The following is a 14,955-nucleotide window of genomic DNA, read 5'->3' as shown; positions in this document are numbered from 1 at the left end:
TTATAGAATGAAAAAGATTATACTACTTTTTTCAATATTGTTTTTAGCACTTTCTTCGTGTGGTGTAAAAAGCACTCAATCAATGTTAAGTGATGGTAATTATGATGGAGCTATTGATCGTGCGGTCGAAGGATTAAGAACTAAAAAAGATTCTAAGGGTAAACAAGATTATGTTTACTTGTTAGAAGAAGCTTTTGCTAAAGCCAAAGAGAGAGATTTACGCAGTTTTGATTTGATGGCAAAAGAGGCTAATCCTGCTAACATTGAGCGTGTTTACAATACGTACATACAATTAAATAACCGTCAGGAAAAAATACGACCATTGTTGCCATTGCAGTTAATGAAACAAGGTAAGAATGCCTATTTTCCGTTTGATAATTATTCTTCGCAAATTGTAAGTAGCAAAAATGCATTATCAAAATATTTATATGAAAATGCTTCGGCACTTTTAAAATCTAAAAACAAGCTGGATTTTAGAAAGGCATACGATGATTTCGCTTATCTGGAAAATATCAATCCGGGATACAAAAACGCAAAAAAATTAATGGATGAAGCCCTTTTTAAAGGTACCGATTTTGTAGATGTTTATGCTAAAAACGAAACGAATATGGTTATTCCAAAACAGCTTCAAAATGATTTATTAGATTTCAGCACGTACGGATTAAATGATAAATGGACTGTTTATCATAGTGTCAGACAAAAAAGTGTTGTTTACGACTATAGTTTAATTTTGAATTTTAGAGAGATATTTATTTCGCCAGAGCAAATTAAAGAGAAAGAGTTTATTAAAGAAAAGCAGGTGAAAGATGGAGTGAGAACTCTTTTGGATGGTAGAGGTAAGCCTGTAAAAGATAGCTTAGGTCGGGAAATAAAGGTTGATAATTATAGAACGCTTCGAGCAAATATATACGAGTTCAGACAATTTAAATCTTGTCAGGTAACCGCAAAGGTAGATTATGTTGATTTAAGGACCAATCAGTTAATGCAATCGTTTCCAGTAACTAGCGAATTCATCTTTGATTATGTTTATGCAACTTACAAAGGAGATAAGAGTGCTTGCGAGGATAGTTACATGAGTTATTTTAATAGACGTGCTATGCCATTTCCTAATAACGAACAAATGGTTTATGACACTGGTGAAGATTTAAAAGCTAAGCTTAAAGACATCATTGTAAGAAATAGATTTAGAGGATAATAAAATCAATTATAAACAAAAACGGCTGTAATTTAATAATACAGCCGTTTTTATTTTATGAAATGAATTACTTTTTAGTATCTAAAACTTCTTCAAGAACATTAGTTTTGGTTCCGTTCGGGAACGTTACTTTTATTTTTTGTGCAATTGTTGGAGCAATTTGTGTAATCACTTTTTTATTATATGATTCCCCTTTTTTAACGTGCCATCCGTAAAAAATTGCCGGTACATGAGTGTCATAAGTATATGGAGTTCCGTGAGATGTTCCTGTTCCCATGTATTCGATATAACCGGGTTTGTCCAGAACAATTAAATCTCCGTTTTGAGTTACGTCATATCCTTTTACAATAAAGTTTAAGTAGTAATCATTACCTGTAGCACTTAAAATTTCTTCTTCGGTATATACTCTTTTTACGTATTCCTGAGCCATCAAATAATCTTTGAAAGCTTGTTTAACTTTAACTATATTCCAGTTTTTTAGTTTTGATGACTTCTTTATTCAAAAATAAATTGAAGCTAGAATAGTTTAAAACTAAATCGGCACCAAAAGTTTTTACTGAAAAATCGGTTAGATTTTTACGAATATCTTTTGGGCTAATACTATTTACATTGTACTTACGATCTTTAAGGTAATTTACATTCTCAGCTCCAGCATGATCAGCAGTTAAGAAAAGTAAGTAATTATCTTTACCAACAGTTTTGTCTAAGTAAGCTAAAAAGTCTGCTATAGTTTGGTCTAAACGCAAATAAGTATCTTGTAACTCCATAGAACGTGGCCCTAATAAATGCCCTACGTAATCTGTAGATGAGAAACTAACCGTTAAGAAGTCTGTAATATCATCTTTTCCTAATTCTTCTTTTTCGATTGCTCTTTTTGCAAAATCAGCAAGTAAGTCATTTCCGAATGGAGTAGAACGAATAATTCCTGCGTCATTTTTATCATACATATCTTTTAAGTTGTATGGAAAAACGGGTGCTGCACTATTGTATAGCTTCCCTTCGTATGGATTGTTATCTGGTAAGCTTTTACTAGTATAAACAGAAAGAGGTTTGTAAAGATCCCAGCCTTTGTTTATATATGATAAATAACGTTTTTCACCATTAAATTCAGTTACCCAATCAGGTAATTTATCTCCGTAAAATGTACTTGAAATAAAAGATCCTGTTTTGCTATACCAAAAAGCCCAATTAGCAAAGTGACCTGCTGGTAAAATTGCTCCACGATCTTTAAGACTCACACCAATTACTTTTCCTTGAAAATTGGTTGACATTCTTAACTCGTCAGTGATAGTTGTGCTTAATAAGTTTTTTGGAGACATTTCGCCTTCCTCTTTTGTACCATCACCTATTGTTACTACTCCAGCATCATTGGTGCAATACATTTGTTTTCCTAATTTTCGACTAAACCATTCGTTACTTACAATTCCATGTGTTGCAGGAGTTGTTCCTGTGTAAATGGATGCATGACCTGGTGCAGTGTAGGTAGGCATGTAATTGTAATGCATGTTTTGAAACGTGTAACCGTTATTCATAAGCCTTTTGAAACCATTTGCTGTAAAATCATCTGAGAAACGATAGAGATATTCCATCTTCATTTGATCCACAACAATTCCAACTACTAGTTTTGGACGTTCTTGTGCATTTATTTGGGAAACGAATACAAGTGCTAAAAATAAAATAATTTTCTTCATGTTTTAAAATCTAATTTATACAAAAATACAGATTCGATTTCAAAAAGAATTGAGAATTGAGTTTGAAAACGCAAAAATGGTTTCACTTTAACATATCTGATAAAAAAAATCCTAAGTGTGAGCTTAGGATTTTTTGTTTTTGCGAATTATTATATTCTTATCAATTCCAAATTAAGATTAGTCTCATCTAAATTTATGTAGGCTCTATTTCCTTTAATTTTGACTTTAAGAGCCATTATAGAATAATGATCCTCATGTGTTCCAATTTTAAATTTGTCATCTCTTTCATCAAATAACCATTTTGTATTATCTAAAGATTTTACTGTCATAAGAGTTAATCGAGTGTTCTTTTTAAAAGATATCATAAAATCTCTATTTTCTTTAAAAGAGAATATGGCATTTTTAAATGAATTTGAAAAATCAATAATATTTTTGTTATTAGACTTAGTCACTACATTTGTCACTTGCCAATTTCCAATTATTTCTTCTTTTGTACTATTTTGACTTTTTACAGTGAATGATGATAAAAAGATTAATATTAAAAATGTTTTTGTCATTATTTACAATTAAAATATATAAAAAAAAACCTAAGTGTGAGCTTAGGATTTTTTGTTTTTACCGAAGTTGAATTTTACTTTTTCAACTATTTGTATTTTTGGAGTAGATTTACTGTTGTTCTTTTTGAAAGGTTTTTTTGCAGCAGTTCCAGATTTAGATGGTGCTTGATCTCCTCTAGATCTTTCCTCATCTTTTGATTTGGCTTTAAATTCTGGCCTTTCCTTTGTGCTATCTTTAGCAGGTATTTCAGCTTTGTGTTTCGCTAAAACATCATTAGGATTTTTAGGATTTTCTTTTGTTCCTCTTAAATGAATTACTAATCCGTTTAAGAAGTTACGCAATACCTGATCCCCACATTCCATATAGTTTTCATGGTCTTCGGCTCTGAAAAAAGCACCCAACTCTGATTTTGAAATTCTAAAATCTACCAATTCTAATATTTCAACTATTTGGTCGTCACGGAGCATTAAGGCTACGCGTAGTTTTTTTAGGATATCGTTATTTGTCATCGTTTAATTTTTTACAAAGGTACGTTTTAAAAGTAATTGAATTGTTACTTTCCTTATATTGAAATTGTGATTAATATAAGATAACTCCAGTTCCGTTACCTTCAGCATATTTTATGGCTCCATTTTGTATGATAACGCCACTAGCAATATCTTTTTCTAATAGCAAAGGACCATCCATATCAACATAATCGAGTTCTGGTAATAAATGAGCAATTGCAGAAATTCCAACTGTAGATTCGGTCATACAACCTATCATTGTTTTTAATCCCAATTGCTTTGCTTCCTGTAGCATTTGTCGTCCTGGAGTTATGCCCCCACATTTCATCAACTTTATATTTACACCATGAAAATGGTTGTGGCATTTAGCAATATCACTTTCTATGATACAACTTTCGTCAGCTACAATAGGTAAAACGGAATGATTAAAAACTTTTCGATGTCCGTCCCAGTCATCTGCTTTGAGCGGTTGTTCAAGAAATTCGACACCAAGTTTTTTTAGTTCAATAGCATTTTTAATTGTCTCATCAACACCCCATCCACAATTGGCGTCTATCCTAAAAATAGCATTACTGTGTTTTCTTAACTCAGTTACAATGGCAATGTCTTCGGGAGTTCCTAGTTTTATTTTATAAATAGGCCATGGTAATTCTTTCATTTTAGAAACCATTTTTTCAATAGAATCAATTCCGATGGTATAATTAGTCAATGGATTATTTTGAATGGAATAATTCCATAATTGATATAGTTTAATGCCTTTTTTTCTAGCATACCAATCATTGAAAGCATTATCTAAGGCGCATAGCGCAAATTTATTTTCTTGTAATAATGGATTTATTTTTGCCCAAAATTCTTTTGGAGTTTCATTCTCTATTACTTCTATAATTGGACGGATTTTTTCAAGATCATTTTCTAATATTGGAACAGTGATATTATAATATGGATTGGATGTTGCTTCACCAAAACCAGAATATCCATCTTTTTTTAATTCAACAATTACTGTTGGTTGAAAATCGATTGTTTTTCTTGAAATTCTAAAAGTATGTTTTAATTTTAGATTGTATGCCTTGATAATTAATTGCATAGCTGCCGTTTTTGTATTTTAAATTTAAAAGCAATATTTTAGCTAAAAATATGAATTTGATGAATACTAATACAGAAAAAATAAGTTTACTTTTAGAACTAATATCTTTCTCAACTGTTGATGGAGAATTGCATAAGAGAGAGTATGATTTTTTGTCATTGGTTGCTCAGGAATTAAATATTGATGAAGTGACTTTTAAAGATTTATTTCATCAGGAGATACCTTCATTAGTTATCAAGTCAGAGTTTCAGCGTATTCAGCAATTTTATCGATTGGCTTTAATTATGCATTGCGATGGTATATTACATATTAGAGAAGCTACTGCAATACAGCAAATTGCTATTGATATGGGATTAAATCCTATAGCTACTAAGCGCATTCTTAATTTAATGAAGAATGCTCCAAATGCAATGATTGATCCTGAAGTCTTACTTAAAATTTTTCAGGAGCAACACAATTAAGGCAATTGTTCTTGTAATTTCTTAATATCGTCACGCAATTTTGCTGCCTGAAGAAAGTCTAAGTCCTTAGCTGCCTTTTCCATTGATTTACGCTTTTCACGAATCATTTTCTCTAGTTCTGCTTTAGATAGGTAAGCTGTGTCTGGCTCGGCTGCTTCACTCAAAGTATGACCTAATTCATATTCTACCAATGGATTTTTGGTGAAAGCACTGTCGATTTTTTTATTTAATGCCTGTGGAACCTGGTTGTGTTCTAGATTGAAATTAATTTGTTTTGTACGGCGGTAATTGGTTTCGTCAATAGTTTTTTGCATACTCGCAGTGATTTTGTCAGCATACATAATTGCTTTTCCGTTGAGGTTTCTTGCTGCACGACCAATAGTTTGAGTTAATGATCTATGACTACGCAAAAATCCTTCTTTATCGGCATCAAGAATTGCTACTAGTGAAACTTCAGGTAAATCCAAACCTTCACGAAGTAAGTTTACTCCAATTAAAACATCAAAAATACCTTTTCGTAAATCTTGCATAATTTCGATACGTTCTAGCGTATCTACATCAGAGTGTATATAACGACATCGAATACTAACTTTGGTTAAGTATTTTGCTAATTCTTCGGCCATTCTTTTTGTTAAAGTGGTAACCAAAACACGTTCGTCTAATTCGCAACGTAGCTGAATTTCTTCGATTAAATCATCAATTTGATTCAAACTTGGGCGTACTTCGATAATTGGATCTAATAATCCTGTTGGACGAATTACCTGCTCTACATATACACCATCTGTTTTTTGTAATTCATAATCTGCCGGAGTAGCCGATACATAAATTACTTGGTTTTGCATGGCTTCAAATTCTTCAAACTTTAAAGGACGGTTATCCATTGCTGCGGGTAGGCGGAAACCATATTCAACAAGATTTTCTTTACGGCTTCTATCTCCTCCATACATAGCATGCACTTGCGATAATGTTACGTGACTTTCATCGACTACCATTAAATAATCATCTGGAAAGTAATCTAGTAAACAGAATGGTCTTGTTCCAGCTTCTCTTCCGTCAAGATAACGAGAATAGTTCTCGATGCCTGAGCAATAACCTAGTTCACGAATCATTTCTAAATCAAAATTGGTGCGTTCTTCTAGTCGTTTGGCTTCTAGATGTTTTCCTATTTCTTTAAAATAGTCTACTTGTTTTACCAAGTCTTGTTGTATTTGCCATATTGCTCCTTGCAGTACATCTGGTGATGTTACAAACATATTGGCAGGGTAAATAGTAAGTTTATTAAATTTCTAATTACCTGAGAAGTTTTTATATCGAAGGATTCAATTTCTTCGATTTCATCACCCAAAAAAATGAATTCGATATCCGTCATCTGCATAACTAGGATATACCTCAACAGTATCACCTTTTATTCTAAAACTTCCAGGATTAAATCGGCTTCGGTTCTTGAATATAAACTTTGTACCAGACTGTGTAATAATTTGGTTCTGGAAATAACCTGATCCTTTTCTATAGCAATTACATTCTTCTGGAATTCCACAGGTTTTCGATACCGTATAAACAAGAAACTGAAGCGACGACCAATATGTCGCGTCGTCCTGAAAGTAGGGAAGATGTTGTGCTTAAACGCATTTTCTCCAACTCTTCGTTAATAGATAGATCTTTTTCTATAAATACTCCCGTTACTGGCATAAATGCTTCTGGTTGGTAATAATCATAGTATGAAACGAAATATTCTACAGCATTGTTTGGAAAAATTGTTTGAATTCTGAATATAATTGTGCTGCCAATGTTTTATTGTGTGCCAAAACCAATGTTGGTCTTTGCACTTCCTGTATTACATTGGCTACTGTAAATGTTTTTCCTGACCCTGTTACTCCAAGAAGCGTTTGGTATTTTTCGCCATCAATTATACCTTGGGTTAATTTTTCAATTGCTTGTGGCTGATCTCCTTTTGGACTATAATCTGAGGCTACTTGAAAATTCATTTATTTATATTAGAATTGTTGGGATTGTAAAGTTACAAAACAAAAAATAGAAATAATGATTTCTTGTTTTTGATTTCCAAGTTGGAACAGGGTTAAAATCGATGTTTTTATAGTCCTAGAATTGATTATACAGAGATATTATAATTTAATTTTCGCTTTTAAAACTCCATTTACCTAGTTGTGCTTCGGTAGGAATGACCATGCTACAATACGGCTCGTTTTCTGACCTTGTGCCATATCGATTGTTTTTACGATTGAAGCATTTACTTTGTTTTATGTTTTATAGATACTTGATAAGTTTTCTCTTTTTGGATACTAATGTAGAAACCATAAACATTGCATTAGATATTTGGCACTTTCGTAAATCATTTGTGTTACAAATCCAATTTCCCCCCCCACCATCGCACCATAATTCGGCACTATGACCACCGAAGTTTAAAACTGGAGCTGCTTTTCTATTTGCTTTTGGATTTAGGCTTGTTATTTTTCGAACAGCACCTTTATTTGAAGCTTCTTCTGAGGAAGAATGAAAAGACAGATTACAAATAGTGAATGTAAATTTATCTTCGGGTGTAATTATATTTTTGAATATAAAACGTGATTCTGTTTGTTGTTGTAAACTGATAGTGTCAATTAGTTTAGGATTGGCTTCAATAATTTTACTACAGTTTTCGATTGCTTTTTCATCGATATCTGTTCCTACGAAACTCCATCCATAGGCTGCATTTCCTAATATTGGATAAATACATTAGCGCCAACACCAATGTCTAAACCTAACACTGCTTCGCCTTCTGGAATAACACCATTATTTGTTGTGCTAATAAATCGGCTAGGTAATGAATGTAATCAGCTCTTCCAGGAATTGGAGGGCAGAGGTAATTTTTAGGAATATCCCAGTTTTGTATGTCGTAATAATGAATTAATAAGGCTTTATTAAGTGCCTTTACTGCTTCGGGATTACTAAAATCAATTGTTTCGATTCCATGTTCGTTTATCGCCACGTATTTCTTTAATTCAGAACAAGCTGCAATTAGTTGCCTTTTCAAAATCGTAGCGGGAACGATGCGGGTTTCTAGGATGTAGACTTGTTTTCTCGGCGTTATTTGTAGCTTTCATTATTCTTAATTTCCGTGCAAAGGTACACATTCCTAATTTGGAAATAAGTTATATTAGTATTATGAAATTATTTGGGTTAGCCCCGATTGAGCTGGTATCCTTTTTGGGCTTTTCTTGCCCAAAAAGATTGAGGCGAAAGCGGGAAATAGCTCCTGAAAAAAGAATTAATCCATACATTCCATTAGCAATAAATCGCCATCGGTGTGGGTAATTGTAGATTATTTCCATCTTTTACAACGGCATTACTGCTCCCAGTGCGATAGCCTATTGAAAGGATGTCGTTATGTAAAGGGTATACCAAATTGTCTGAAAAAATTCCGTTTACTATTCCAATATGGGATAAGTGAAATGAAGTGTTGCATATATCGTTTTTCGATTTGTTTGGTAATAAAAAATATTTTGGAATGGTCATTGAGGATTACAATTTTCAATAAATTTCGATATCGAACAGATGTTGGTTATATTTGTAATAGTATGGTCGGCTCTTTTTGAATTTACCAAATTACATTTACAGCAGGCATTTTTGTTCGATTAAATAATCGAATGCTTTTTCTAAATCGGTTTTGTCCTCATTCTAGAGTATGTACTCTCGATTGGATATTGTGTGGTTTTGTATATTTCTGGGTCGAATCACGCATGAAGTCACCTAATAACACATCGACTTTTATACCTAAATCGACTACTCGTTCTATAGCCGAATCTAATACGATTACCAAAGGAGACCATTCTAGTAATTGTCCTCATAATTCGGGATTGGAGGCTGCTCCGTTGGCTATGATTAATGCAGGTTCTTGGTCGTCGCGTACGATATGATGTGAGGACATTTATAGTTAAGATTTAAAATGTGCCATAAATGTACGAAAGTGAAAAAGTAAATATTTTTCTACGATTAAGTAATTGAGTTTTTTTATGAGCTAGATTATAAAGATTAAAAGGATTATTTGTGTTGTCTATAAGTTGCAACGATATTTTTAGTATATAAGTTATTTAAGAAAATATAAGTTTGGACTGTTTTACTTAACTGAGCTAGATAACCTATATGATTGGTTTTCTTTGTCACAGATTCTTATTAAACATAATCTTTTAATGGTTTAAGAATCTTAAAAAGTTATTTTTTTGCTTTGTAACAACTGCATCCCACTTCAATTAGCATTCCGTCTATGGCTAATTTTGGAATCTGGAATTTAATGAACTGGCTGGGAATGGCTTATTTTTCCATACTTCATTAATTTCTTCATTCCATATTTTTAGTTTTTCTTGTGAATGATCTACTATTAGAATAGTAATTTTTATAACGTTCTGTGGTTTTAAGTTGTAGCTGTCCAGTACTGTTACAATATTTTGTAATGCTACTTGTGTTTGTTCTCGAAAGCTATTACTTAAAAGATGTTCTTTGCCTAAGCCACCACTTTGCCCAGATATGTAAATCAATTCCCCAGTTGCAGAAACCGATGATGCATGACTAAAGCCATAGGGGGTAGGATCAAATAAAGATTCTGGATTTTTGAAATTTTGTGCTTTTGTATTAAATGCAAATAGCGAACATAAAGAAGAAGTAAGTGTCTCATGATTTTAATTTTTGAATTAATTATTCGCAAAGGTTGCCTAATTCTAATTCTTAAACATTTACATATGTTGAGACTTGATAGCTTTGTGTTTTAAAAGTAAAGCAAAAAAAATGCTCTCAGTTGGGAGAGCATTTTTTATGAATTTTATTTTTTATATCTAATCGGAATCCAAATTTCCTCTTCGGATGTTGGATCTTCATGTTTGTAATTTTCGCCCATGACGGCAAAATGAGGTCTGTTCTCAAGTGAGTATTCCGACTTAGGCAACCAATCAGTGAAAATATATTGATATGTTTTATGTCCGTTGCTTGCAGGGCCTTTATGTATAAAAACTGCGTATAGTCCGTTTGGAATTACAATGGTTTCCATGCCAACAGGAACCGAAAGGAAATCTGTTACTTCTATGCCTGCCCATTTTTCAAATTGATTGTTTGGATTAAAATTAGCAAAATGAGATTCTGGATACACTTCAATAGAATATAGCTCTGGACCGATATTATTTTGTATTTCTTTTCGGTTAGGCATAAAACCTTGCCAAAGTTCTTTTGTCCTATTGGCAGAAAAAGAGGTTGTAATTCGTTTTCCAACAATTTTCTTTTCGGTTAAAATTTCTACTTTGTGTTCCATATTCAGAATTACTCGATTGTGTATTTTTTAGTGTCTATTTCGCCAAGTGAAAAATAACCTAAAGGATAGTCGCTTGCATTTGTTGTGTTTATAACATTACCTCTTACTGTTGCTGGAGGAGATTGAAATGGTCCGCCACTATTATCGCCAGCAATACTTATTAAGATATTCATGTAATTGTAATAACTTTTAGAGATACCGATATGACTTATTTCAACTTTATCACCCGGTTTTAAATCATCGTTATTTGAAGTGCTGAAAAACTCATTTCCGTTAAAAAATCTATCTTCTACAGCTGAATAACTAGACAGTACTTTATTAGAGTATGTGTAATGGTATAAATAATAGTTTGTTTCGTTAGCAGGATCATTATAATATGCTTTTACTTCAACTTCATCTTTCATAATGCCACCATCGTTTTTCTGTTCTATTCTTGTAATTGGCGCTACCGATTTTAAGGTTTCGGTTGCTGTATAAGTATTTCCTCCACTAATAATGGTTAAAACATAGGTTTCGTTAATAACAGGCTCAAAATTTGTACAAACGTATTGTCCTGTTTGTGGAACTTCTATAAAGGAGAATACTTTATTAGTGCTATTCTTTATAGATACTGTAGCTCCTGAAACAACTGGAATTACTGGATTGTAATAATCTGTAGTGGTAGTTAATTTTATCATTTGTTGGTTTCCTGTTGTTCCTTTTGTCCAATTAATGACAGCTTCTACTACCAATTTAGGTGGTTCTGTTTTTAAATCAACTTCAACAACTTCTTCGCAACTCGTAAAAAAGAGCGCTGTAAAAAAAAGAATTAATAGGCTTATTTTTTTCATGTGAATATATTTTTATTTCTCTTTTTGGAGAAGTGAATTAAAATTTAAAATTATAGCTAACTGCAGGAACCATTCCGAAAATAGAAGTTTTTACAGCTTCATTATAGCCTGTATCTTCGTTTTGTCTGAAATTAATTGAGGCTGCATTATGTCTATTATAAAGATTATAAATACTAAAAACCCATTCGCCTTTCCAATTTCTGTTTTTGTTTGATCTTGGAGTTAATGTAGCTGAGATATCTAAATGATGATATGCTGGTAGTCTGTTTTCATTTCGTGTACCATAATGGGGAACTTTAACACCAAGATACTCATAGTATCCAGTCGGATAAGTTACCGGTTGTCCCGATTGTAATGCAAAATTAGCACCAAAAGACCATTTTTCGTTTAGTGAATATGCAGTTGTTACAGCTAAATTATGTAGCTTATCGTAAACTGAATTATACCATTGTCCGTTATTAATTCCTGTTTCCTCAGGAGTTCTTCCTGGAGTTTGCTGTTCTGATTTTGATAAAGTATACGAAACCCATCCAGTTAATTTTCCTGTATTCTTTTTAAGCATTAGCTCTACACCATAAGAACGCATACGACCATTTAAAAGTACTTGTTCAATAGCATTGTTTGCGATTAAATCTGCACCATCAATATAATCAAGTCTGTTTTTTATTTTCTTATAATACGTTTCAGCTTCAAGTGAGTAATCTCCATCTTGGAAATTTCTGAAATAACCTAGAGCAACCTGATCAGCAATCTGAGGTTTAATAAACTGGTCGCTTGGCATCCAGACATCAAGAGGAGTAGGAGATGAGGTATTTGATATTAATTGTAAGTATTGCGCCATTCTGTTGTAACTAGCTTTGACAGCTTGGTCTTCGTTTATTTGGTATCCAATAGAAAAACGAGGTTCTAAATTTTTATAATCATAAATAGATTTGTTCTTGCCATAATACTGAGTTCCTATTGGGGTTGCTTTCTCGTAAATTTGCCTAACAGGATCAATGAAACGACGGATTATCATTTTCATATAAGTTAACTGACTAAGAACCTAAACGATAAAACATGCTAAAGCGCAGACCGTATGAAAGGTTAGTTTTTTCGCAATTTGATTTTCTGCCTCAATATAAATTGCATGTTCAAATGCATATTTCTTGTTAATTGTTCTGGGTCGATTCTAATTTCTTCACCTGTTGGTTTAATAAATAGTTCCTGGGTCTAAAATCATAGTAAATACCATTTATACCATAATTCAGCTTGAATTTGTCTGAAATATAATTTTTGAAATCGTATTTGATATTTAATTCTTGATGCCATAATCCCATTTGAATCGAACTAAATCCAAATTAAGTCCATAATAATAATCACTGTAAATTACAAAATTAGCGTAAAGTTTATCTGAGTATAAATGATTCCAACGGAAAGTTTAAAGTAGTATTTCCGTAAAGTATTTGCAAAGCTATTGGCTATGCTAAACACATCACTTCCAAATAACTTGATAAATATAAACTGTTGTCATTTAATCTATAACTCAATTTAGCATTTAAGTCATAAAAATAAACAGAATTGTCTTTCATGTCTTCAGTTAGTTTTAGGAATAGATGACCATAAGAAGCTCTTCCTCCAATTAAGAACTCATCCTTTATCTTTTACTAGTGGACCTTCAGCAAGTAAGTCGGCTTGAGATTAATCCGTATCCACCATTCATATGGAAATCTTTGCTATTTCCATCTTTTTGATATATATCCAAAACGGATGATGCTCTACCTCCGTAACGAGCGGGAATTCTCCTTTATATAATTTTAAATCTTTAATGGCATCTGGATTAAATACAGAGAAGAATCCAAAAACATGTGAAGAATTAAAAATTGTAGCTTCATCAAGAAGTATTAAATTTTGATCGGCACCACCACCACGTACGTTAAAACCAGACGCTCCTTCACCAGCATTGGTAACACCAGGGAGTAGTAAAATTGATTTTAAAACATCAACTTCCCCCGATAACAACGGGCATTTTTTTTTATAGATGTAATAGAAAGTTTGTTTACACTCATTTCAGGAGTACGAGTATTGGCTCTTCCTCTATTGTCAGTAATGACTACTTCTTGAAGTTCTTCACCACCTTCTTTAAGTAATTACTTTTAGTTTCTTTGTTAATGGTTTGTTCAAAAGTTTGATATCCGACGTAGCTTATCTCTATCTGATATTCTCCTTTTGGAGCTGTAATCGAGTAAAAACCATATTCATTGGTTGTAGTACCTGTTTTTAATGAAGGGATGTATATGTTGACTCCAATTAAGGTTTCATTATTTTTAGAGTCCGAATGATGCCACTGAGGGTGAATTTCTCTTGGTGCTATCGAAGAAAAAGAAACGAGAAATACAATAAGTAATGAGTTAACTTTTTTTGAAAATGATTGTTTAAATTTTGAATTACTTTATAAGACGTTATAAGGCAAAAATTATTACAAAATCAATGTTAAATGTGAGTTAAAAAAAGACAACCGTTTAGGGTTGTCTTTTAGATATTCATTTGTAGAGAAGTACTTTGCAGTGTGTCTCTATAAAATTTATGTGTTAAGCTATTTTAGCTAAAATAGAATTAAATGTTGCGCTTGGACGCATTGCTTTACTAGTTAATTCAGGATTTGGTTGGTAATAGCCACCGATATCTTGAGGTTTTCCTTGAGCAGCAATTAATTCAGCATTTATCTTAGCTTCGTTTTCAGCAAACTCAGCAGTGATAGGAGTGAAGATCGCTTTTAATTCAGCATCTTTATTTTGAGCAGCCAAAGCTTGAGCCCAGTAGAAAGCTAAATAAAAGCGAGAACCACGGTTGTTGATTTGTCCTATCTTACTGAGCTGGAGATTTATCGTTTGCAAGGAATTTGTCATTAGCCTGACTAAGTTTAGCAAGAACAATTGCTTTAGAGTTGTTTAAAGTTTGACCTAAATGCTCTAAAGAAGCACCAAGAGCTAAAAATTCTCCGTAATGAATCCCAACGTAAATATCCTTCTTGTGTAAATTGCTCAACATGTTTAGGCGCAGAACCTCCAGCACCAGTTTCAAATAATCCACCACCATTCATTAAAGGAACGATAGAAAGCATTTTAGCAGAAGTTCCAACTTCAAGAATTGGGAATAAATCTGTAAGGTAATCACGTAATACGTTACCAGTTACAGAGATAGTGTCTAATCCTTTAATTATTCTTTCAAGAGTGAAGTTTGTAGCATCGATTGGATTCATGATACGAATATCTAAGCCAGCGTCTGCCTCCCTAACAACAGGAGCATGTATTAACCTTAGCAATACGTAACTGAATGAAGTAACAGGACATAG

Annotated in this window: 11 protein-coding genes and 5 pseudogenes; 2 read left to right on the top strand and 14 right to left on the bottom strand. The window is 32.7% G+C overall.

From position 1 onward, the window contains the following. Positions 1-7: 7 nt before the first annotated feature. Entirely contained in the window at positions 8-1,195 is a 1,188-nt protein-coding gene (locus tag AC1RYN_RS07745; RefSeq protein ID WP_481806507.1) for a hypothetical protein, read from the top strand. Positions 1,196-1,262: 67 nt separating this feature from the next. Here the strand turns inward: AC1RYN_RS07745 and pafA are convergent. From pafA to AC1RYN_RS07725, 4 genes and pseudogenes are all read right to left on the bottom strand, one after another. After that, positions 1,263-2,886, bottom strand: a pseudogene (pafA, locus tag AC1RYN_RS07740) (alkaline phosphatase PafA). A gap of 149 nt (positions 2,887-3,035) precedes the next feature. Then, the gene (locus AC1RYN_RS07735) at positions 3,036-3,443 is read right to left on the bottom strand and encodes a hypothetical protein (protein ID WP_481806506.1); all 408 of its coding nucleotides are present in this window, start codon (positions 3,441-3,443) and stop codon (positions 3,036-3,038) included. A 42-nt stretch (positions 3,444-3,485) separates the two neighbouring features. Continuing rightward, positions 3,486-3,953, bottom strand: a complete 468-nt coding sequence (locus AC1RYN_RS07730) for a DUF1456 family protein (RefSeq protein WP_481806505.1) — start codon at positions 3,951-3,953, stop codon at positions 3,486-3,488. Between the two features lie 70 nt (positions 3,954-4,023). Further along, entirely contained in the window at positions 4,024-5,034 is a 1,011-nt protein-coding gene (locus AC1RYN_RS07725; protein WP_481806504.1) for a dipeptide epimerase, read from the bottom strand. 59 nt (positions 5,035-5,093) lie between these two features. Here AC1RYN_RS07725 and AC1RYN_RS07720 point away from each other — a divergent pair, with 59 nt between their 5' ends. Further along, positions 5,094-5,495 (top strand): excinuclease ABC subunit B, encoded by a 402-nt coding sequence (locus tag AC1RYN_RS07720; protein ID WP_481806503.1) that lies wholly within the window; start codon positions 5,094-5,096, stop codon positions 5,493-5,495. On the opposite strand, the pseudogene uvrB reads toward AC1RYN_RS07720, so the two are convergent. The 10 genes and pseudogenes from uvrB to AC1RYN_RS07670 all read right to left on the bottom strand — a co-directional run. Further along, a pseudogene (uvrB, locus tag AC1RYN_RS07715) lies at positions 5,492-7,480 on the bottom strand (excinuclease ABC subunit UvrB). The gene AC1RYN_RS07720 and the pseudogene uvrB sit on opposite strands and share 4 nt — an antisense overlap. Positions 7,481-7,654: 174 nt before the next feature. After that, a complete protein-coding gene (locus AC1RYN_RS07710; protein ID WP_481806526.1) occupies positions 7,655-7,717 on the bottom strand; it encodes a hypothetical protein in 63 nt (20 codons plus the stop codon). Positions 7,718-7,760: 43 nt separating this feature from the next. Continuing rightward, positions 7,761-8,171: an RlmF-related methyltransferase gene (locus AC1RYN_RS07705; RefSeq protein ID WP_481806525.1), complete on the bottom strand. Its 411-nt coding sequence runs from the start codon at positions 8,169-8,171 to the stop codon at positions 7,761-7,763. Positions 8,172-8,253: 82 nt separating this feature from the next. After that, positions 8,254-8,526, bottom strand: coding sequence for an RlmF-related methyltransferase (locus AC1RYN_RS07700; protein ID WP_481806502.1), 273 nt, complete (start codon positions 8,524-8,526; stop codon positions 8,254-8,256). A gap of 234 nt (positions 8,527-8,760) precedes the next feature. Beyond that, positions 8,761-9,420, bottom strand: a pseudogene (locus AC1RYN_RS07695) (thiamine diphosphokinase). A 340-nt stretch (positions 9,421-9,760) separates the two neighbouring features. Next, positions 9,761-10,027 carry a RidA family protein gene (locus tag AC1RYN_RS07690; RefSeq protein WP_481806501.1) on the bottom strand — a complete coding sequence of 89 codons (267 nt, stop codon included), beginning with the start codon at positions 10,025-10,027 and terminating at the stop codon, positions 9,761-9,763. 281 nt (positions 10,028-10,308) lie between these two features. Next, on the bottom strand, positions 10,309-10,791 hold the full coding sequence (locus AC1RYN_RS07685) for a GyrI-like domain-containing protein (RefSeq protein WP_481806500.1): 483 nt from the start codon (positions 10,789-10,791) through the stop codon (positions 10,309-10,311). 8 nt (positions 10,792-10,799) lie between these two features. Beyond that, positions 10,800-11,621: a DUF4249 domain-containing protein gene (locus AC1RYN_RS07680; RefSeq protein WP_481806499.1), complete on the bottom strand. Its 822-nt coding sequence runs from the start codon at positions 11,619-11,621 to the stop codon at positions 10,800-10,802. 37 nt (positions 11,622-11,658) lie between these two features. Next, positions 11,659-13,974, bottom strand: a pseudogene (locus AC1RYN_RS07675) (TonB-dependent receptor). A gap of 217 nt (positions 13,975-14,191) precedes the next feature. Further along, positions 14,192-14,955 (bottom strand): annotated as a pseudogene (locus tag AC1RYN_RS07670) (NADP-dependent isocitrate dehydrogenase); the annotation flags it as partial.

It is taken from the genome of Flavobacterium sp. TC780 (assembly GCF_056783245.1).
This window is presented reverse-complemented; position numbering and strand designations above follow the sequence as displayed.